This is a genomic window from Lysobacter sp. 05T417, from assembly GCF_056396405.1.
The window spans coordinates 384,116-403,032 of sequence record NZ_JBFTLK010000004.1 but is presented as its reverse complement, the minus strand read 5'-3'; the positions used below and the strand labels follow the sequence as shown (position 1 = coordinate 403,032).

The 18,917-nt window shown below is 67.8% G+C and carries 17 protein-coding genes; 8 read left to right on the top strand and 9 right to left on the bottom strand.

The window, feature by feature from the left end:
• Positions 1-720 precede the first annotated feature (720 nt).
• Entirely contained in the window at positions 721-1,167 is a 447-nt protein-coding gene (locus AC1DER_RS09620) for a DUF192 domain-containing protein (protein WP_441816668.1), read from the top strand.
• Between the two features lie 19 nt (positions 1,168-1,186).
• On the opposite strand, the gene AC1DER_RS09615 is transcribed toward AC1DER_RS09620, so the two are convergent.
• A complete protein-coding gene (locus tag AC1DER_RS09615) occupies positions 1,187-1,378 on the bottom strand; it encodes a rubredoxin (RefSeq protein WP_441816667.1) in 192 nt (63 codons plus the stop codon).
• 77 nt (positions 1,379-1,455) lie between these two features.
• Between AC1DER_RS09615 and thiE the strand changes: the two genes are divergently transcribed.
• Positions 1,456-2,136: a thiamine phosphate synthase gene (gene thiE, locus AC1DER_RS09610; RefSeq protein ID WP_477246595.1), complete on the top strand. Its 681-nt coding sequence runs from the start codon at positions 1,456-1,458 to the stop codon at positions 2,134-2,136.
• The gene (gene hemL / locus AC1DER_RS09605; protein WP_477246593.1) at positions 2,133-3,416 is read left to right on the top strand and encodes a glutamate-1-semialdehyde 2,1-aminomutase; all 1,284 of its coding nucleotides are present in this window, start codon (positions 2,133-2,135) and stop codon (positions 3,414-3,416) included. The genes thiE and hemL overlap by 4 nt, the downstream gene beginning before the upstream one ends.
• 75 nt (positions 3,417-3,491) lie before the next feature.
• Here hemL and AC1DER_RS09600 read toward each other — a convergent pair whose 3' ends face one another.
• From AC1DER_RS09600 to AC1DER_RS09590, 3 genes are all read right to left on the bottom strand, one after another.
• Positions 3,492-4,718, bottom strand: coding sequence for an acetylornithine/succinyldiaminopimelate transaminase (locus AC1DER_RS09600; RefSeq protein ID WP_477246591.1), 1,227 nt, complete (start codon positions 4,716-4,718; stop codon positions 3,492-3,494).
• Positions 4,719-4,795: 77 nt separating this feature from the next.
• Positions 4,796-5,647: an SDR family oxidoreductase gene (locus AC1DER_RS09595; RefSeq protein WP_477246589.1), complete on the bottom strand. Its 852-nt coding sequence runs from the start codon at positions 5,645-5,647 to the stop codon at positions 4,796-4,798.
• Between the two features lie 83 nt (positions 5,648-5,730).
• Entirely contained in the window at positions 5,731-6,408 is a 678-nt protein-coding gene (locus tag AC1DER_RS09590; protein WP_477246587.1) for a protein kinase family protein, read from the bottom strand.
• Positions 6,409-6,483: 75 nt separating this feature from the next.
• Between AC1DER_RS09590 and AC1DER_RS09585 the strand changes: the two genes are divergently transcribed.
• On the top strand, positions 6,484-8,481 hold the full coding sequence (locus tag AC1DER_RS09585) for a bifunctional DedA family/phosphatase PAP2 family protein (RefSeq protein ID WP_477246585.1): 1,998 nt from the start codon (positions 6,484-6,486) through the stop codon (positions 8,479-8,481).
• A gap of 12 nt (positions 8,482-8,493) precedes the next feature.
• Here AC1DER_RS09585 and AC1DER_RS09580 read toward each other — a convergent pair whose 3' ends face one another.
• Genes AC1DER_RS09580 through AC1DER_RS09570 form a run of 3 tightly spaced genes read right to left on the bottom strand, consistent with a single transcriptional unit; the run spans position 8,494 to position 11,141 of the window.
• Positions 8,494-9,093, bottom strand: coding sequence for an LON peptidase substrate-binding domain-containing protein (locus AC1DER_RS09580; protein WP_477246600.1), 600 nt, complete (start codon positions 9,091-9,093; stop codon positions 8,494-8,496).
• Between the two features lie 28 nt (positions 9,094-9,121).
• Positions 9,122-10,543: a UDP-N-acetylmuramate:L-alanyl-gamma-D-glutamyl-meso-diaminopimelate ligase gene (gene mpl, locus AC1DER_RS09575; RefSeq protein WP_441816688.1), complete on the bottom strand. Its 1,422-nt coding sequence runs from the start codon at positions 10,541-10,543 to the stop codon at positions 9,122-9,124.
• Positions 10,544-10,562: 19 nt separating this feature from the next.
• Positions 10,563-11,141: an adenylate kinase gene (locus tag AC1DER_RS09570; RefSeq protein ID WP_441816660.1), complete on the bottom strand. Its 579-nt coding sequence runs from the start codon at positions 11,139-11,141 to the stop codon at positions 10,563-10,565.
• A gap of 199 nt (positions 11,142-11,340) precedes the next feature.
• On the opposite strand from AC1DER_RS09570, the gene AC1DER_RS09565 reads away from it, so the two are divergent.
• Positions 11,341-12,597, top strand: coding sequence for a 6-phosphofructokinase (locus AC1DER_RS09565; protein WP_477246583.1), 1,257 nt, complete (start codon positions 11,341-11,343; stop codon positions 12,595-12,597).
• A 119-nt stretch (positions 12,598-12,716) separates the two neighbouring features.
• On the top strand, positions 12,717-13,595 hold the full coding sequence (locus AC1DER_RS09560) for a hypothetical protein (protein WP_477246581.1): 879 nt from the start codon (positions 12,717-12,719) through the stop codon (positions 13,593-13,595).
• Between the two features lie 44 nt (positions 13,596-13,639).
• Here the strand turns inward: AC1DER_RS09560 and AC1DER_RS09555 are convergent, their stop codons facing one another.
• On the bottom strand, positions 13,640-14,167 hold the full coding sequence (locus tag AC1DER_RS09555; RefSeq protein ID WP_477246579.1) for a hypothetical protein: 528 nt from the start codon (positions 14,165-14,167) through the stop codon (positions 13,640-13,642).
• A 257-nt stretch (positions 14,168-14,424) separates the two neighbouring features.
• Here AC1DER_RS09555 and AC1DER_RS09550 point away from each other — a divergent pair, with 257 nt between their 5' ends.
• Positions 14,425-16,455, top strand: coding sequence for a sodium-translocating pyrophosphatase (locus AC1DER_RS09550; RefSeq protein ID WP_441816656.1), 2,031 nt, complete (start codon positions 14,425-14,427; stop codon positions 16,453-16,455).
• Positions 16,456-17,210: 755 nt separating this feature from the next.
• On the top strand, positions 17,211-17,765 hold the full coding sequence (gene ppa / locus AC1DER_RS09545) for an inorganic diphosphatase (protein WP_477246577.1): 555 nt from the start codon (positions 17,211-17,213) through the stop codon (positions 17,763-17,765).
• Positions 17,766-17,853: 88 nt separating this feature from the next.
• Here ppa and AC1DER_RS09540 read toward each other — a convergent pair whose 3' ends face one another.
• A complete protein-coding gene (locus AC1DER_RS09540) occupies positions 17,854-18,840 on the bottom strand; it encodes an aspartyl/asparaginyl beta-hydroxylase domain-containing protein (protein WP_477246575.1) in 987 nt (328 codons plus the stop codon).
• Between the last annotated feature and the right edge of the window lie 77 nt (positions 18,841-18,917).

Genomic DNA, 18,917 nt, shown 5'->3' with positions numbered 1-18,917 from the left:
ACACCGTGCCGAGATCTTTTTTCGCTTCCCGCCGGCCCGTTCAGCGTCCTTTCGGACCGCCCCAGGACCACCGGGCCGCGCATCTTACAGCATGTCCGAGAACCGTCAACCGCCTCGAACCACACCGCCTTTTCCGCGTCCCGCCGCGTTCAACTTCACCGTGGCGGGGCGCGCATTGTGCACATGCACAACGGGATTTGGAAGGGGTTCGTTGAAGTTTTTTTACATCTTTGCCGAGTGAGCACGTTCGGGGCCATGGTGCGGCCCAAAAGCGAAGCAACGTCCATGTATCCCCCCGCCTTCGCGGGGATGACGGCTTGCGCTGCCTGTCTCTGCGGGGAAGGCGCAAAGTCGCTGGGTCCCCGCCTTCGCGGGAATGACGGGCAAAAGACGAAGACCTGGCAACGAAGCGGTGGAGCGTTGTCCGCCGGGCCGGGGATTGCGGAGCAGTGGGCCATGGATGGCCCACGCCCGGCATAAAGACAGGATGTCGTCTGCCGGGCGCAGCGATCCCCGGCCCGGCGGACGACGCCCCCCCGAAGCCCCAACGCTCCGACGCTCCGACGCTCCGACGCTCCGACGCCCAACGCCCCAAAGCCCCAAAACCCCGGCGCCAAACGGGTTTCGAAGCGTTTCCGCTTGACTCGCATTCATCCCTGCACGATGTTCGTCGCGCATTGGCCGTCCACGGCCCGGATCAACGCCTGAAGGAGCTCCACCATGTTCCTGCCCCGTCTACTGGTCGCCTGCTGCGGCCTCGCCCTGTCCGGTTGTGCCATGGGGTCCGGCCCCTGGGTCGAACTGGGCGGCCAGAAGTTCCAGGTGGAAGTGGCCGATGACGACGCCGAACGCGCGCGCGGCCTGATGTTCCGCGAGGAAATGGCCGACGACCACGGCATGTTGTTCATCCATGAGCAGCAGGAGCCACTGTCGTACTGGATGAAGAACACCAAGATTCCGCTGGATATCCTGTACTTCGACAGCGACCGCAAACTGGTGTCGCAGCGTCGCGACACACCGCCGTGCTCCCTCGGCGACGGCTGCCCGCCGTACCCCAGCACCGCGCCCGCGCGTTATGTGCTGGAACTCAATGCCGGCGAAGCGGCAAAACTGGGCCTCAAGGATGGCGCCGAACTGACGTTCGGGCCGGGGCTGGCCAAGCCCTGACGGCAAGCCCTGACGAGCGTCAGAGCACCATCATCTCGAAATCGTCCTTGGTCACGCCGCAGTCCGGGCACGTCCAGGTGTCGGGCACGTCCTCCCAGCGCGTGCCCGGCGCAATCCCCTCTTCCGGCAGGCCCTGGGCCTCGTCGTAGATGAAGCCGCAGACGACGCACATCCAGGTGCGGTAAGTGGTGGCGGCAGCGATCTCGGACATGGGGGATTGGGCTGATAATGCTGGGATTGCGGAACGCGCATTGTCCCACCGCGCCCGCGCCCACGGAAGCTTTCTGGATGAATCCGCCGTCCCCGCGGAGTGGCCTGTACGCCATTACCCCCGACGACAACGACACCCCGCGCCTGCTGGACCGGGTCGAAACGGTCGTGGCCGCCGGCGCCACCTGGCTCCAGTATCGCAACAAGGCTGCCGGTGACGACCTGCGCGGACTGCAGGCGCGCGAGCTGCTGGCGCTGTGCCGGCGCCATGGCGTGCCGATGATCGTCAACGACGACTGGCGCCTGGCAGCCGAGATCGGTGCCGACGGCGCCCATCTGGGCGAGGACGACGGTGAGCTGGCCGCCGCCCGGGCCGTACTGCCCGCAGGCGCGATCCTGGGCGCCTCGTGCTACGCCGACCTCGCCCTGGCCCGGCGCGCCGCCGCGGCCGGCGCCGACTACATCGCCTTCGGCGCGTACTTCCCGTCGCCGACCAAGCCCAACGCCCGTCGGGCCGGCCTGGACCTGCTGCGCGACTCGGCGTCGCTGCAATTGCCGCGAGTGGCGATCGGCGGCATCACCCCGGACAATGCACGGTCCCTGGTCGAAGCCGGCGCCGACCTGCTCGCCGTCATCAGCGGCGTATTCGATGCTGTAGATCCGGCCGCGGCAGTGCGACGGTACCTCGACTGCTTCGACCTGCCCCCACCCCAGCCCTCTCCCGCAAGCGCGAGAGGGGATCAAACGAGTTCCCCATGAATCAATCGCAATCGCATGAGCTGTTCACCCGCGCCCTCGAACTGATTCCCGGCGGCGTCAATTCGCCGGTGCGCGCGTTCAAGTCGGTTGGCGGCGAACCGTTCTTCGCCCAGCGCGCCGAAGGCCCCTACCTGCATGACGTCGATGGCAACCGCTACATCGACTACGTCGGCTCGTGGGGTCCGATGATCGCCGGCCATGCCCACCCGAAAGTGCTGGCTGCCGTCGAGAAGACCATGCGCGATGGCCTCAGCTTCGGCGTGCCCAATGCGCTGGAAGTGACGATGGCCGAGGCGATCACCGCGATCGTGCCGAGCTGCGAGATGGTGCGCATGGTCAACTCCGGCACCGAGGCGACGCTGTCGGCGATCCGCGTCGCGCGTGGCGCCACCGGCCGCAACCGCATCGTCAAGTTCGAAGGCTGCTACCACGGCCACGGCGACAGCTTCCTGGTGAAGGCCGGCAGCGGCGTGATGACGCTGGGATTGCCGAATTCGCCGGGCGTGCCATCGGCGCTGGCCGACCTGACCATGACCATCGCCTACAACGACTTCGATGCAGCGACGAAGCTGTTCGATGAAATCGGCGGCGAGATCGCCGGCCTGATCATCGAACCGATCGTCGGCAACGCCAACTGCATCCTGCCGCGCGACGGTTATCTGCAGCACCTGCGCGAGCTGTGCACGAAGCACGGCGCGCTGCTGATCTTCGACGAAGTGATGACCGGCTTCCGTGTCGCCCTCGGCGGCGCGCAGCAGCGCTATGGCATCGCCCCGGACCTGTCGACCTTCGGCAAGATCATCGGCGGCGGCATGCCGGTCGGCGCCTATGGCGGCCGTCGCGACCTGATGGCGCAGGTCGCGCCGAGCGGGCCGATCTACCAGGCCGGCACGCTCAGCGGCAATCCGGTGGCGATGGCCGCGGGCCTGGCGACGCTGGAGCTGATCCAGGCGCCGGGCTTCCACGATGCGCTCGAACGCAGCACGAATGTGCTGTGCGATGGACTCGAGGCCGCAGCGCGCGAAGCCGGCATCGCCTTCCACACGACACGCGCCCCGGGCATGTTCGGACTGTATTTCCGCGAAGGCCCGGTGGAGACGTTCGAGGATGCGAAGGCGTCGGACACGGCGCGCTTCAATCGCTTCTTCCACGCAATGCTGGAACGCGGCGTGTACCTGGCGCCGTCGGCGTTCGAGGCCGGGTTCGTGTCGAGCGCGCATGGCGGAGCGGAGATCGCGCTGACCATCGAGGCGGCGCGGGCGTCGTTCGCGACGCTTTAAGGGCGCGCCTCTTGAGAGCGCGCCTCACGCCAATCCCCTCTCCCGCGCGGGGAGAGAGGGACTTGCATCAGCGCATCAGGCGTTGACGAACTGGATCAGCGCGGCGCGTAGGCGCGCCAGGCCTTCGGCGATATCGGCGTCGCTGATGTTCAGCGCGGGCACGAATCGCAGCACGTCCGGACCGGCCTGGAGCAGCAGCAGGCCCTGCTCCACGCACAGGTCGAGGATCAACCCGGCCTTGCCGGCGTGCACTTCGCGCAGTTGCGCGCCGAGCATGAGGCCGCAACCGCGGACCTCCGAGAACAGGCCCAGCTCGGTATCGAGCGCGGCAAGCGCATCGCGGATCGCCAGCGACTGCCGCTCGACATTGGCCAGCACCTGCGGCGAGGAGATCTCGCGCAACGCCGCACGCGCCACGGCGGCGGCCAATGGATTGCCACCGAAGGTGGTGCCGTGCGCGCCGAACTGCATAGACTCCGCGGCCGTTGCGCCGACCAGCATCGCACCGATCGGGAAACCGCTGCCCAGCGCCTTGGCGAGGGTGACGACATCGGGCGTGATGCCGTAGCCGTGGCAGGCGAACAGATGACCGGTGCGGCCCATGCCGCACTGGATCTCATCGAGCATCAGCAACGCGCCGTGACGGTCGCACAGCGCGCGCAGACCAAGCAGGAATTCTTCCGTCGCCGGCGTGACGCCACCCTCGCCCTGCACCGGTTCGACCAGCACCGCGCAGACGTCGCCGGCGGCCATCGCCGCTTCGGCGGCGGCGAGGTCGTTGAAATCGCTGTAGCGGAAGCCCGGCGGCAGCGGCTCGAAGCCTTCGTGGTACTTGGGCTGCGCGCCGGCGGTGACCGCGGCCAGTGTGCGGCCGTGAAAGCTGCCGCGGAAGCTGAGGATGACGCGACGGCCGGGGTCGCGACCCTGCGCGCTGGCCCACTTGCGGGCGAGTTTGATCGCCGCCTCGTTGGCCTCGGCGCCGGAGTTGCAGAAGAACACCCGCTCGGCGAAGCGCGATGCGGTGACCAGCTCCTCGGCCAGGCGCAGCGGCGGTTCGCTGACGAAGACGTTGCTGGTGTGCCAGAGCTTGCCCGCCTGCTCGGTCAGCGCGGCGACCAGCAGCGGATTGGCGTGGCCGAGCGCGTTGACGGCGATGCCGGCGCCGAAGTCGACATATTCGCGGCCTTCACGATCCCACACGCGCGCACCACGGCCATGGTCGAGCACGATCCGGCGCGGCCGGTACACCGGCAGGTAATAGCGTTCGGAGAGCGAGAACAGGTCGGAGCTGGAGGCAGTCATGGTGGGGCTGTGGCGGGTGTGTGGAGGGAAGCGGCCATTGTCGCTCATCGCAGCGATCGGATGACGGGCGATGCGGATCAGCTGCGCGGCTTTTTAGCCAGCTGCGAGTCGGTCAGGAACAGGTCCGGAATGAGGTGCTCGCAGTAAGGATTCACTGCGTACTGGGCGAAATCGGTCACGCCGGCGGCGAACAGCACGTCGTCGTCGATCAGGAAGTGGCCGTAGAAATCGTCCGACGGACGCACCAGGACCGCGTGCGCGGCATCGGCGACGATCTCGGGCTTGCGGCACATTTCCAGGCGCACGCCCGGGATCATGTTGACCGCGTCGGTGGCGATGACGGTCCGCGGCCACAAGGCATTGACGGCCACGCCCTGGGGGCCGAACTCGGCCGCGAGCCCCAGCGTCACGAAGCTCATGCCCATCTTCGCCAGCGTGTAGGCGGTGTGCGGCGCCCACCACTTCGGATCGAGGTTGAGCGGCGGCGCCAGCGACAGGATGTGCGGATCAGGCGCCTTGAGCAGGTACGGCAGGCAGGCCTGCGCGCACAGGAAACTGCCGCGCGCGTTGACCTGCTGCATCAGGTCGTAACGCTTCATCGGCGTGTCGAGCGTGCCCTTGAGCCAGATCGCGCTGGCGTTGTTGACGAGGATGTCGATGCCGCCAAACAGGTCGACCGTCGCCGCCACCGCGGCATTCACCTCGTCCTCTTCGCGGATGTCGCACTTGAGCGCCAATGCCTTGCCGCCTGCGGCTTCAACCTCGGCGGCGACGCTGTGGATGGTGCCGGGCAGCTTCGGATTGGGCACGGCCGATTTCGCCGCGATGGCGACATTCGCGCCGTCCTGCGCGGCGCGCAAGGCGATGGCACGGCCGATGCCGCGCGACGCGCCAGTAATGAAGATGGTCTTTCCGGACAGGGTACGCATGACGGTTTCCTCCAGGGGTCAGGGCAGGCAGCCCGACGCAGTCGCATCGCCTGGAGCAGGCGGGTTGCTGGTCGTGGCAGGGTTCATGGCTTCGGCCCCTGCCCTTCGTTGTCCTCCCATTTCAACAGCTTGCGCGTTATGAAGCGGTAGACCGGTTTGCCGGTCGCGAACCACGCTTGGCGCAACCACGAATGGCGTTTGAGCACGCGCCGTTCGACCGGCGTCAGCATCTGCGGGCAGTACGTGCGTTTGTGCTTGAGCAGGTGGCGAAGGTCCTCGCGCGCGAGCAGGCGCATCCAGCGCGAACGCGGCCGGCCACGAACGGCGAGCTGGAAGTCGATGATCGCCGGGGCGCCGTCGGCCAACACCAGCCAGTTGGCTTCCTTGGCCAGATCGTTGTGGGCAAGGCCGCGCCGGTGCAACTGTTGCAGCAGTCGTCGCGCGCGGCGGAAATAGGCAAGGTCGCCGTGCGGCGGTCGCTGGTACATCGCCGCACCGGCCATGTAGCTGCGATCGAGCCGGCGGCCGTCCCAGCCGAGCAGTTGCGGCGTTGCCCCCAGACCGTGGACGCACTCCAGGCCCCTGGCCTCGCGCCGCGCCAGCCACCACGCCGGAAGGCGCAGCCACAGCGGCACGTGGCAAAGGTCGCGGCGCACGAACAGGCCATCGGCGCCGCGCATCAGCGCGATGCGGCCGAAACTGTCGGCCTTCAGGGCCTGGACTTCGATGGCGTCGTCGTCGGTGGTGGTGCGTGCGGGCATCGCGCCAGTGTACGGAATCGTTTGCCGGCGATGGCCACCTCGCGCCGTCATGGGCCGGCTGCCTATAATCGGCCGATGGAACCGGCCTGGATCGAAAGCGCGACCGCATGGATCGCGGCAAACCCTATCGCCGCCGGCGCTGTCATCTTCCTTATTGCCTTCTGCGATGCCCTGGTCATCGTCGGCATCGTGGTGCCGGCGCTGCCATTGCTGTTCGCGGTCGGCACGCTGGTCGGGCTGGGCCACATCAGCGGGCCCTATGCGCTGCTCTGCGCGACGCTGGGCGCCTTCATCGGCGATGGTTTGAGCTACTGGGTCGGCTACCGCTGGGGCCCGCAACTGCGCGCCCGCTGGCCGTTCTCGCGCTATCCGCAATGGCTCGACCGCGGCGAAGCGCTGTTCCGTCGCCACGGCAGCATGAGCATCGTGATCGCGCGCTTCGTCGGCGCGGTGCGTCCATTCGTGCCGGCCATCGCGGGAATGCTGCACATGCCGATGCGCCGCTACGCGCTGCCGAGCCTGGCCGCGTGCCTGGTCTGGTCGCTGGCCTTCCTCGCGCCCGGCTGGGCGCTGGGCAAATCCTATGACGCGGTCGCCGCCGTCGCCGACCGGCTGGCGCTCGTGCTGGCCGCGCTGGTGCTCACCATCGGCCTGGTCTGGGCCTGCGTGCTCTACACCTGGCGCTGGTTCGCCGCGCATGCCGACAACCTGCTGGCGCGCGCCCTGTACTGGACCCGCCACCACCCGCACCTGGGCCGCTATGCCGCGGCACTGATCGATCCGAACCGTCCCGAGTCGCCATCGCTGCTGATGCTGGCGGTGTGCCTGCTGGGCATCAGCTGGGCGTGGTTCACGCTGCTGGCATCGCTGCTCGCCAGCGGTGGCCCGCTCGCCATCGACCACACCATCCACGAATTCATGTGGGGACTGCGCAACCCGTTGGCCGACCGGATGATGGCGGGGCTGGCGAGCGTGGGCGATGCCGCCGTGCTCGGCCCGGCCGCAGCGGTGGCGCTGGCGTACCTGCTGTGGCGCAAACGCTGGATGGCGGCGGCGCACTGGCTGGCGGCGCTGGTATTCGGCCTGACCCTGACCTCATTGCTGGAAGCGGCGATCGACATGCCACGTCCGCCTACCGCACCGGCCGGCTTCGGCTTTCCGTCGGTCGCGGTGACGATGTGCACAATCGTGTTCGGCTTCTTCGCCGTGCTGATCGCGCGCGAACTGCCGGGGCGCACGCGCGTGTGGCCGTACCTGCTCGCCGGCGTGGTGACGACCGCGGTCGCCTTCGCCCGCCTGTACCTGGGTGCGCACTGGCCCAGCGACCTGGTCGGCGGAACGTTGTTCGGCATCCTGTGGCTGCTGGTGCTGGGCATCGCCTATCGCCGCCACGTCGCGCGTTCGTTCTGGATGCGGCCCCTGGCGTGGCTGTTCTATACGACCTTCGTCATTGCCGCGGCGTGGCATGCACCGCGCGCGGCCGATGCGCTGCTGGCCAAGTTCGCGACGGCCAAGCCGACCACGGTGATGCACCAGGCCGACTGGTGGCAGGGCCGTTGGGCGAGCCTGCCGGCGCAGCGCAACGAGCGCGACCAGCGCCGCCGCTGGCCGCTGGACCTGCAGGTCGCCGGACCGCTGGCGCCGCTGCAGGCGCAATTGCAGGCGCGGGGCTGGCGCGTGCAGCCGCAGGCGGACTGGGTTGCCACCGTCGGCCTGCTCGACGACGGCAAGCCGACGCTGCGGCAACCGGTGCTGCCGGCTACGCTCGATGCGCAGGCCGAAACCTTGCTGATGCTGCACCCGGGCAGCAACGACGACGAGCAGTACGCCCTGCGGTTGTGGCCGGCGCCGGTCCTGCTCGACGACGGTACCCCCTTGTGGCTGGGCAGCACGCAGACCCTGCACATGACCCGCCCGCTGGGCGCCGCCGCATTATGGCTGCCGGCCAGCGATGACGGCCGCGCGCACACGCTCGTCGCCGAGGCGCTGGAGGGAATGGAATTGCAGCAGTCGCATCATCCGCACGGGGCGACGATGGTGATACGGGTCAAGACGGACGGCCGCCAGCAATAACCAGCCGGCAGATCAGGGCAGCAGCGACAGCAACCGCTCCAGCCGCAGGTGCGGATCGTCGAGTTGCAGCAGGGCCTGTCGCTGTTCGGGTTCCAGCGGCAACAGTTCAGCCAGTCGCCAGCCGACCCATGCGGCATCGTCGAACCTCGCCTGCGGCGCCTTGGCGTGTTCGCCTCCCACCTGGTCGATGATCTGCTGCAGCAGCGTAGCCAGCAGGCCATGTTCGGGGCGCACGACGTCGTCTGGATCGGGATCGCACCACTCGACCTCGGCAACCTGCAGGCCGTTGTCGCGGACACGCACCCGCCGCGCATGGAAGCGGCGCGCACCGCGCACGCGCAGGGTCAGCAGGCCATCGTCGCCGCGGCCGAAATCCTCGATCACCGCTTCGGTGCCGAACGCTGCCGCGGATGCCGGCGCGCCCACTTCCTCGCCGTGCATGATCAGGCAGATGCCGAACGCCTTGCCGTTGCGGCCGCATTCGCGGATCAGGTCGAGGTAGCGCGGCTCGAACACGCGCAGGCCGATCGCCGCACCGGGCAAGAGCACCGCGTGCAGCGGGAACAATCCCAGGGACTGGGTGAGGGCGTCGTCTGCCGGCATTGGCGCCAGTCTAGGACGAATTGCCGACCATTTCCCGCTATGCCAGCGTGGCGAGGAACCGTCGCGGCGCGCCATCGAAGCCGCCATTGGACATGAACACGACGTGGTCGCCACTGCGCACGCGTTCGCGCAACGCCGCGATCAGCGCATCGGCGTCGGCCACCGCAACGCCTTCGCCGCGCAACGCCGAGACCACCCGGGTGGCATCCCAGGCCAGTTCCGGCCGGTGCAGGAACACCACGGTGTCGGCCAGGTCCAGCGACGGCGCCAGCGCGTCGGAATGCGCGCCCAGGCGCATGGAGTTGCTGCGCGGCTCCATCGCCACCAGTATCCGGGCCGAGCCGACCTTCGCGCGCAGGCCCGCGAGCGTGGTGGCGATCGCGGTGGGATGGTGGGCGAAGTCGTCGTAGATGGTGACGCCCTGCGCCTGGCCGATGATTTCCAAGCGGCGCTTGACGCTGCGGAACTGCGCCAGCGCCGGCAGCACGGGGCCGATGTCGACGCCAATGGCGTGCGCCGTCGCCAGCGCAGCCAACGCGTTCATCACGTTGTGGCGACCCAGCAGCGGCCAGCGCACTTCGCCGATCTCGACGCCATCGTGGACGACGGCGAATGCGCTGCCGTCTTCCTCGATCATGCGCGCGGTCCAGTTGAAGCTGGCGCTTGCGGCCGCGCGTTCGTCGGCGCGGTCGCCGTGGCCCTGCGGCTGCGGCGCCAGGCTGGCATCAAGGCCGAAGGTTTCCACCGGCGTCCAGCAACCCATCGCCAGCACTTCGGCCAGGTGGTGGTCTTCGCCGTTGACGATCAACCGGCCGCGGCGCGGCACGGTGCGCACCAGATGGTGGAACTGGCGCTGGATCGCGGCGACGTCGGGAAAGATGTCGGCGTGGTCGTACTCGAGGTTGTTGAGGATCGCCACCAGCGGACGGTAGTGGACGAACTTGCTGCGCTTGTCGAAGAACGCGGTGTCGTATTCGTCGGCCTCGACCACGAACTCACGGCCGCTGCCAACGCGCGCCGACACGCCGAAGTCCTCGGCGACGCCACCGATCAGGAAGCCCGGCTCGCGCCCGGCGGCCTGCAGCAGGTAGGTCAGGATGGTGGTGGTGGTGGTCTTGCCGTGGGTACCGGCAACGGCGAGCGTATCGCGGCCCGGCAGCAGGTTCTCGCTGAGCCACTGCGCACCGGAGGTGTAGCTGCGGCCGTCGTCGAGGACCTGCTCGACCGCGGCGTTGCCGCGCGAGAGTGCGTTGCCGACGACGATCTGGTCGCAGTCGGCGCTGATGTGCTGCGGCTGGTAACCCTGCTTGAGGTCGATGCCGAGCTGCTCGAGCTGGGTCGACATCGGCGGGTAGACGGCCTGGTCGCTGCCTTCCACTTCATGGCCCAGTTCGCGGGCGAGTGCGGCGACGCCGCCCATGAAAGTGCCGGCAATCCCCAGAATATGAATCTTCAAGATCAGGTCGTCCTAAACGAAGTCAGCCCACTTCCTTCGCCGGCACCAACGCCTCGATGATGCGGTTGAACACATCATCCAGCGAGCCCACGCCGTCGACCACGGTCAGCTGGCCGTGCTGGCGGTAGAACTCGATCACCGGTGCGGTCTGGTCGTCATAGACCTTCAGGCGCGTGCGCACCGATTCCGGGCTGTCGTCGGCGCGGCCTTCGGCCTTGGCGCGGCCGGCGATGCGCTCGACCAGCAGGTCGGTCGGCACGTCCAGCTGGACCGCGTAGTCCATCGGCTGGCGGATGCGGGTCAGCAGCTTGTCCAGCGCGTCGGCCTGGGCCAGGTTGCGCGGGTAGCCGTCGAGGATGAAGCCGTCGCGGGTGTCGGGACGCGAGAAGCGGTCCTCGAGCATGCCCAGCAGGATCTCGTCGCTGACCAGGTTGCCCGATGCCATCACCTCCTTGGCCTCGAGTCCGAGCTTGCTGCCGGCCGCCACTTCGGCGCGCAGCAGGTCGCCGGTGGAAATGTGCGGCACCTGCAGATGCTCCTTGAGGCGCGTGGCCTGCGTGCCCTTGCCGGAACCGGGCGCGCCCAGAAGTACCAATCGCATCAACATCACTCCTAGAACGGGAAAATTTCCTGGTGGCCCGTCGTGGCTCGCGGCCTGAGAGAATCGGCCGTGCGGCCCGGCCTTCGGGCGACTGCCCGCGGCGGCGCTACACTCGCTTCGACCCAGCCCCGCCGGGCAAATAGTGCGGTCAGCTTACCGCATCCCGGCCTGGTCCTGTCCCCACACCCCAGGAATGGACATGCCCTCCGGAACCCTGCTTTACGCGCAATCTGGCGGTGTCACCGCTGTCATCAACGCCACCGCCGCCGGCGTCATCGAGACCGCCCGGGCCCGCAAGGTCAAGGTGCTGGCCGCCCGCAACGGCATCCTCGGGGCCCTTCGCGAGGACCTCATCGATACTTCGCGGGAGTCGGCCGCGGCGATCCGGGCCCTGGCCCATACCCCCGGCGGCGCGTTCGGCTCGTGCCGGGTCAAGCTCAAGTCGCTCGATCAGGACCGCGCCCTCTACGAGCGCCTGCTCGATGTCTTCCGGGCCCACGACGTGCGCTGGTTCCTCTACAACGGCGGCAACGATTCGGCCGACACCGCCCTCAAGGTCTCGCAGCTGGCCGCCGAGTTCGGCTACCCGCTGACCTGCGTCGGCGTGCCCAAGACCGTCGACAACGACCTGGCCGTGACCGACTGCTGCCCCGGCTTTGGTTCGGCCGCCAAGTACACGGCGGTGTCGGTGCGCGAGTGCGCGCTCGATGTCGCGGCAATGGCGGACACCTCGACCAAGGTGTTCGTCTACGAAGCCATGGGGCGGCATGCCGGCTGGTTGGCGGCGGCCGCCGGGCTGGCCGGCCAGGGCGTCGACGACGCTCCGCACCTGATCCTGTTCCCCGAGCGTCCCTACGACGAGGCGGACTTCTTCGCCAAGGTCAAAGCCACCGTCGAACGCGTCGGCTACTGCGTGGTCGTCGCCAGCGAAGGCATCCAGACGGCGGACGGCCGCTTCGTTGCCGACGCCGGCGGCGGCAAGGATTCCTTCGGCCATACCCAGCTCGGCGGTGTCGCTTCGTTCCTCGCCGGCCGGGTCAAGGACTCGCTGGGCTACAAGGTGCACTGGGCGCTGCCGGATTACCTGCAACGCTCAGCGCGGCACCTGGCATCGAAGACAGATCTCGAGCAGGCGCAGGCGGTCGGGCGCAAGGCGGTCGAGTTCGCGCTCAAGGGCATGAATTCGGTGATGCCGGTGATCGTGCGCAGCAGCGATTCGCCGTACCGGTGGAAGATCGAGGCGGCGCCGTTGTCGAAGGTCGCCAACCACGAGAAGAAGATGCCGGCGGGGTTCATCCGCAGGGATGGTTATGGCATCACCGCCGCGGCACGTCGCTACCTGGAGCCGTTGATCCGCGGCGAAGCACCGCCGCCGTACGGCCGCGATGGCATCCCGAAGTACGTGGTGCTGAAGAATGTCGCGGTGACCAAGAAACTTTCTCCCCTGCGCGACTAGCTAAGCCGATTGGCTGCGTGCTCAAATCGGCGGGCGTTGTCGGGGGACAACGCCTGGCCGCGTCGTGCCCGTTTGCGCAATCGATGCGCGGCCAAACCATCACACAGGGGAAAACCACAGTGACAAAGACGACGCTTGCGAGCGCCTTGATGCTGTTCGCCATGTCGGCGAGTGCCAAGGACAAGCTGATTGCGCTTTCCGATACCGATGCCGCCGCGATGCAGGGCAAATCGGTTGCCGTGACCATCCACGAGCGCCCGGGCTTCTCGGCGATGACCGCGGGCAAGGCCACGTTCGGCCTGCTCGGTGCCGCCGCGATGTACTCGGCGGGCAACACGCTGGTCAGGGACAACGACATCAAGGACCCGGCCGAGATCGTCCGCACGCAGCTTGCTGCATCGCTGGCCAGCGCCTATGGCGCCAACGTGCTGGCCGCCGACACCACGCCGAGCGAAGCCAAGAAGGCCAAGGAAGTCGCGGCAACGCATCCGGAAGCCGACTACGTGCTGGACGTGCGCTCGGCCGGGTGGATGTATGCCTACTTCCCGACGCAGTGGGGCACGTACTGGGTCGGTTACAGCGCCCAGGTACAGCTGGTCGACAAGAGCGGCCGCCAGCTGGCCAATGCCGCCTGCAACACGCACACCCGCGACAACAAGCATCCGCCGAGCCGCGAGCAGCTGCATGCCGACAACGCGCAATTGCTCAAGGACGTGACGGCCGCACTGGGCTGGACCTGCACGCAGTTGCTGGCCAAGGACGAGTTCCGCATCCCGTCCGACAAGGTTGCCGCAACGCCGGCGCAGTTCGCCGATCCACTGGGCGTGGCCGCCGAGACCGCCACGGCGGCAACGGTGGCTGCTGCCAACGCCGCGCCGACGCCGGCGACCGACGCCACGGCTGCAGCACCCGCCAATGCATCGGCACCTGTTGTCGAAGCCGTGAAGGAAATCACTGGCGACAGCACGGACGCCAGCGCCGGCGGCAGCAACCACTAAGCAACGTCATGCCAGGGCCGCGCATGCGGCCCTGGCCTGTTGGCCTAACGGCAGGGCGTGCCTTCAACCGCCATCTCCGCGGCAAACATCGGCACCGCCGCCATCTGCCCGGTCTGCGCCTGCTGGCGCGCCTCTTCAAGATAGATTCGCGAACGCCCCTGGGCATCCAGCGTCGGCGTCGCCACGCTGGCCGGCTTGCGCCACACCTTCACCACCGCGAACTGCGTGCCGCAGGCGGCGCTGGGCACGCGGATCAGGTCGTTGAGTTTCCAGCCGGCCTTTTCCGATGGCTTGACCCTGGCCGCATCGACGAAACGCGCACGCGGCTGGCAGGTCTCGCTGGTGCGCACCACGGCGAAGGCGTAGGGGTCGTTGGCCTGGCCGGTGAACATGCCTTCCAGGCGCGCGCAGGCCTCGGGGATCTGGCGCAGCGTGTGCACGCTGTTGAGGGCCTGCGGCTGGGCCGGCTCGCGCGTGATCTCGGGCTTGGCGTCGGTCTTGGGGTGGGCCGCCAGCGCCTGCCCGCAGATCAGGGCAAGGCTGGTCGACAACACTACGGGCAACAGTCGCATGGCAGGGGCAGCCCCCTTGGTGGCACAGGCCCAGAAGGCTGGCATGGCGGCGCTGAACGACGAATTCACGGCTGCGACGGAGGTCACAGCCCCCGCGCGCCGATATGCGTGCCAACCGGCGTGCGAGGGTGCGGGCGACGCAGGGTCTGTGCGATAGTCGGACCGTTGCGGCGGAGGCCCCACGGCCCGTGCAGCACTACAACTCAAGGTGATCGACTCGAAATTCCTGATGTGTCCACTCTTAAGGGGAGGGGTTCATGCTGGAGCAGTACGGTTTGGCATTGGCGCTGGTTTGCGCCGTCATCGCGATCCTTTACGGGATCATTTCCGCGCGCTGGATCAGCGCGCAACCCGCCGGCAACGAACGAATGCAACAGATCGCCGGCGCGATCCAGGAAGGCGCCCGCGCCTACCTCAATCGCCAGTACACGACCATCGCCATAGCCGGCGCGGTGCTGTTCGTGCTGATCGGCTTCTTCCTGAGCTGGTACACGGCGATCGGTTTCCTGATCGGCGCAGTGCTGTCAGGTGCCGCCGGCTACATCGGCATGAACGTTTCGGTGCGCGCCAACGTGCGTACCGCCGAAGCCGCGCGCAAGGGCATCGGCCCGGCAATGGACGTGGCATTCCGGGGCGGTGCGATCACCGGCATGCTGGTGGTGGGCCTGGGCCTGCTCGGCGTGGCCGGTTACTACGTGGTGCTGACGCGCCACCTGGGCGTCACCGGTGAAGCGGCGCTGCACGCCCTGGTCGGCCTGGCGTTTGGTTCGTCGCTGATCTCGATCTTCGCGCGACTGGGCGGCGGCATCTTCACCAAGGGCGCCGACGTCGGCGCGGACCTGGTGGGCAAGGTCGAAGCCGGTATTCCCGAGGACGACCCGCGCAATCCGGCGGTGATCGCCGACAACGTCGGCGACAACGTCGGCGACTGCGCCGGCATGGCCGCCGACCTGTTCGAGACCTATGCGGTCACCGTGATCGCGACGATGCTGCTGGGCGGGCTGATGGCTGCCGATGCCGGCCACAACGCGGTGCTGTATCCGCTGGTGCTCGGCGGCGTGTCGATCATCGCTTCGATCATCGGCGCGTTCTTCGTCAAGGTGAAGGAAGGCGGCTCGATCATGGGCGCGCTGTACCGCGGCGTCATTGTTTCGGCGGTGCTGGCGGCGATCGCGTTCTACCCGATCACCACCCAGCTGATGGCCGACAACAGCCACGGTGCGATGAACCTGTACTGGTGCGCGCTGATCGGCCTGGTGCTGACCGGTGCGATCGTGTGGATCACCGAGTACTACACCGGCACGCAGTACGGTCCGGTGCGCCATATCGCGGCCGCTTCCACCACCGGCCACGGCACCAACATCATCGCCGGCCTGGGCGTGTCGATGAAGTCGACCGCGCTGCCGGTGGTCGCGGTGTGCGCGGCGATCTGGGGTGCATTCGCGCTGGCCGGCCTGTACGGCATCGCCATCGCCGCAACGGCAATGCTGTCGATGGCGGGCATGATCGTCGCGCTCGATGCCTACGGCCCGATCACCGACAACGCCGGTGGCATCGCCGAAATGGCGGAGCTGCCGCCCGAGGTGCGCAACGTCACCGACCCGCTCGATGCGGTCGGCAACACCACCAAGGCGGTGACCAAGGGCTATGCGATCGGTTCGGCGGCGCTGGCTGCGCTGGTGCTGTTTGCCGATTACACGCACAACCTGTCGGCCACCCATCAGGGTGCGACGTTCGCGTTCGACCTGTCGGACCATCTGGTGATCATCGGTCTGCTGATCGGCGGCCTGATTCCGTACCTGTTCGGTGCGATGGCGATGGAAGCGGTCGGTCGCGCCGCCGGTGCGGTGGTCGAGGAAGTGCGCCGCCAGTTCCGCCAGATCCCGGGGATCATGGAAGGCACGGGCAAGCCGGAGTACGACAAGGCGGTCGACATGCTGACCAAGTCGGCGATCAAGGAAATGATCGTGCCGTCGCTGTTGCCGGTCGCGGTGCCGATCGTGGTCGGGCTGCTGCTGGGTCCGACGGCACTGGGTGGTCTGTTGATCGGCACGATCGTGACAGGCTTGTTCGTCGCGATCTCGATGACCACCGGCGGTGGTGCGTGGGACAACGCCAAGAAGTACATCGAGGACGGTCATCACGGCGGCAAGGGTTCCGATGCGCACAAGGCGGCGGTCACCGGCGACACGGTCGGCGATCCGTACAAGGACACCGCTGGCCCGGCGATCAATCCGCTGATCAAGATCATCAACATCGTGGCGCTGCTGATGGTGCCGCTGCTCTGAGTGCTTGATTTAGCCCCCTCTCCCGCTCGCGGGAGAGGGGTTGGGTGAGGGCAAACCGGGCCGCGACGCGGCCCGTTTTCATTTGTGCGCCTGGTTGGTGGTTGGTGGTTGGTGGTTGATGGGGGAGGAGGTGGGGCGTATTCCGCGAACCTCCGCTTCGCTCCGTTAATCGTTCGCGGAATACACCCCACCCCCTCCTTTCCGAAGCTGCAGCCGTTTTATTGACTTCGCGTGTTGGTGCTCTTGCGCTGTGCGCGTGATGCGCCTGCAAGGTTGGGACTCGAGCTGCAGAGACACAGGGCGGGGTCCGTGCCCTACTCATTCGCGCGTCCGCTCGGTGAGCTCGGGCCCGGACGCCCGCGAAAGGATCAGGTGGTTTTAAAACCACTGAGGAGCCACGACGCTGGGTTCCCGCCTTCGCGGGAATGACGGCGTTGGGACGAAGGCCGGGCAATGAATTGCTGGAGCGTCGTTCGACGGGCCGGGGATTGATCCGCAGCGGGACATGGATGTCCCGCGCCCCGCGTCGGACATGGATGTCCGATCAAGGGGCGGAGCAATCCCCGGCCCGGCGGACGGCGCCGCTCCGCAGACGGAAGCCCGCTCCTGGGGGCTCAACCCCGGCCTGCCCGCCTCGCGGGCTCCTGAAGCCCCCGCTGCTGCGCCGCAGCAGCCAGCCGCGTAAAATGCCCGGCCCGCACATCAAATCCCCCGCCCCGCCGTCCTGGCGCGGCCATCAGAAGTTGGAGCAACGCATGGGTCTGGACCTCGTCCCCACCGGCAAGAACCCGCCGGATGAGATCAACGTCATCATCGAAATCCCCAAGGATGCTGAGCCGGTCAAGTACGAAGTCGACAAGGCTTCGGGCGCGATCTTCGTCGATCGCATCCTGTCCACGCCGATGCGCTACCCGTGCAACTACGGCTACGTCCCGCACACCCTGTGTGGCGATGGCGACCCGGCCGACGTGCTGGTGATCCTGCCGCTGCCGCTGGTGCCCGGTTCGGTCATCCGTGCCGTGCCGGTTGGCGTGCTGAAGATGAGCGACGAGGCCGGCAGCGACGAGAAGATCATTGCCGTGCCGGTGCCGAAGATCTTCGGCGGCTACGCCCACATCACCGACATCGAGCAGGTCTCGCAGCACTGGCTCGATCGCATCGGCCACTTCTTCGAGCACTACAAGGATCTCGAGAAGGGCAAGTGGGTCAAGATCGAAGGCTGGGGCAATTCCGTCGAAGCCAAGTCGATCCTCAACGACGCGATCGCGCGCTACAACGCGACGTCGGAAGAAGACAAGCCGAAGTTCTGAGCGCGGCCCACCAGGCCGTGAGCAGCGAAGGCCGCCGCAAGGCGGCCTTCTTCGTTTGGTGCGGCGCGTGGCTTGCAGCGCGCGTGCGCTAGGCGTTGTCGCCGACGTCGCGTTGCTGCGCGGCCGATTCCGCCTGCGCCTGCTCGGCGCTGACGGCGAACTTGCACACAATCGTCATCAGCGCGTTGTACCAGCGCAGTTCGTTCTTCAGCACCATCGGCTGGGCCGGCGTCTTGATCTCTTCGATGAAGCGCTGCAGCACCGCGCGGTAGCTTGCGTGCCCTTCCGGGCGATCGCCGTACTGGAACCACAGGCCCTGCCAGGTCCTGGCGAAGCGTGTCGTGATCTGCCGGACCTGCGCCAGGTTCGGATGCGGCACGGCGTCGGCGAACAGCAGGCCGAGGTGATCGTTGAGCTCCCACGGCGTCATCACCGCCGGTACGTTGACCGTCTCGCACGGGAAGCGGGCGACCACGCCCGGCTGTATCGGCACGGCCTGCTGCTGCCAGCCAAGCCGGGGCGCATCGTGCGGACGGCCACGGTTGACCATCTCCCAGAACTGGCCGCCGCCGACCGTGTCTACCACCAGGTGCACGCGCGATTCCACGGCGTCGTTGAGCACGCGGTGCTGGCGCCAGGTGTCGAAGATCCAGCATTCGCCGGCCGCCATGTTGATCGCGGCATCGCCGCATTCGAAGCGCACGGTCGGCTGGGTCACCACCGGGATGTGCACGCGCACACGCTCGGCCCAGTAGTAACCCTGGTCGGCGTGGCGGGTGACCTCGGCGTGGCCGGACAGGCGCATCAGGCGGCTGCGGCCGGCGGTGACGCCCAGGCTGGCGAAGACCTGGCTCAGGTACGGGCAGCGCTGCAGCTCGGGCGTGGGCGCCATCGGGCCGGAGAACGCTTCATTGCCGGCATCGCCGTTGACCGCCACCAGCGGCAGCATCGAGTTGCCCGGAAACCCCTGCGGGTGCGGTCGCCACGGGCCCTCGCCGAGGGCGGCGATCTCCGCGGCGAGCACGCCGGCGTCGAAGACCAGGGGCAACTGGATGAAGGGCACCTGCAGTTTCATTGCGGATCCGGCCGGAAAGACTGCGGCTATCGTACCGTCCGCAGCGCCCGCCGGCAGACCTGGCCTGCCAGCATCCA

Coding starts and splice junctions, on each gene's coding strand:
- AC1DER_RS09620 (WP_441816668.1), top strand. CDS start 721: ATGTTCCTGCCCCGTCTACTGGTCGCCTGCTGCGGCCTCGCCCTGTCC.
- AC1DER_RS09615 (WP_441816667.1), bottom strand. CDS start 1,378: ATGTCCGAGATCGCTGCCGCCACCACTTACCGCACCTGGATGTGCGTC.
- thiE (WP_477246595.1), top strand. CDS start 1,456: ATGAATCCGCCGTCCCCGCGGAGTGGCCTGTACGCCATTACCCCCGAC.
- hemL (WP_477246593.1), top strand. CDS start 2,133: ATGAATCAATCGCAATCGCATGAGCTGTTCACCCGCGCCCTCGAACTG.
- AC1DER_RS09600 (WP_477246591.1), bottom strand. CDS start 4,718: ATGACTGCCTCCAGCTCCGACCTGTTCTCGCTCTCCGAACGCTATTAC.
- AC1DER_RS09595 (WP_477246589.1), bottom strand. CDS start 5,647: ATGCGTACCCTGTCCGGAAAGACCATCTTCATTACTGGCGCGTCGCGC.
- AC1DER_RS09590 (WP_477246587.1), bottom strand. CDS start 6,408: ATGCCCGCACGCACCACCACCGACGACGACGCCATCGAAGTCCAGGCC.
- AC1DER_RS09585 (WP_477246585.1), top strand. CDS start 6,484: ATGGAACCGGCCTGGATCGAAAGCGCGACCGCATGGATCGCGGCAAAC.
- AC1DER_RS09570 (WP_441816660.1), bottom strand. CDS start 11,141: ATGCGATTGGTACTTCTGGGCGCGCCCGGTTCCGGCAAGGGCACGCAG.
- AC1DER_RS09565 (WP_477246583.1), top strand. CDS start 11,341: ATGCCCTCCGGAACCCTGCTTTACGCGCAATCTGGCGGTGTCACCGCT.
- AC1DER_RS09555 (WP_477246579.1), bottom strand. CDS start 14,167: ATGCGACTGTTGCCCGTAGTGTTGTCGACCAGCCTTGCCCTGATCTGC.
- AC1DER_RS09550 (WP_441816656.1), top strand. CDS start 14,425: ATGCTGGAGCAGTACGGTTTGGCATTGGCGCTGGTTTGCGCCGTCATC.
- ppa (WP_477246577.1), top strand. CDS start 17,211: ATGGGTCTGGACCTCGTCCCCACCGGCAAGAACCCGCCGGATGAGATC.
- AC1DER_RS09540 (WP_477246575.1), bottom strand. CDS start 18,840: ATGAAACTGCAGGTGCCCTTCATCCAGTTGCCCCTGGTCTTCGACGCC.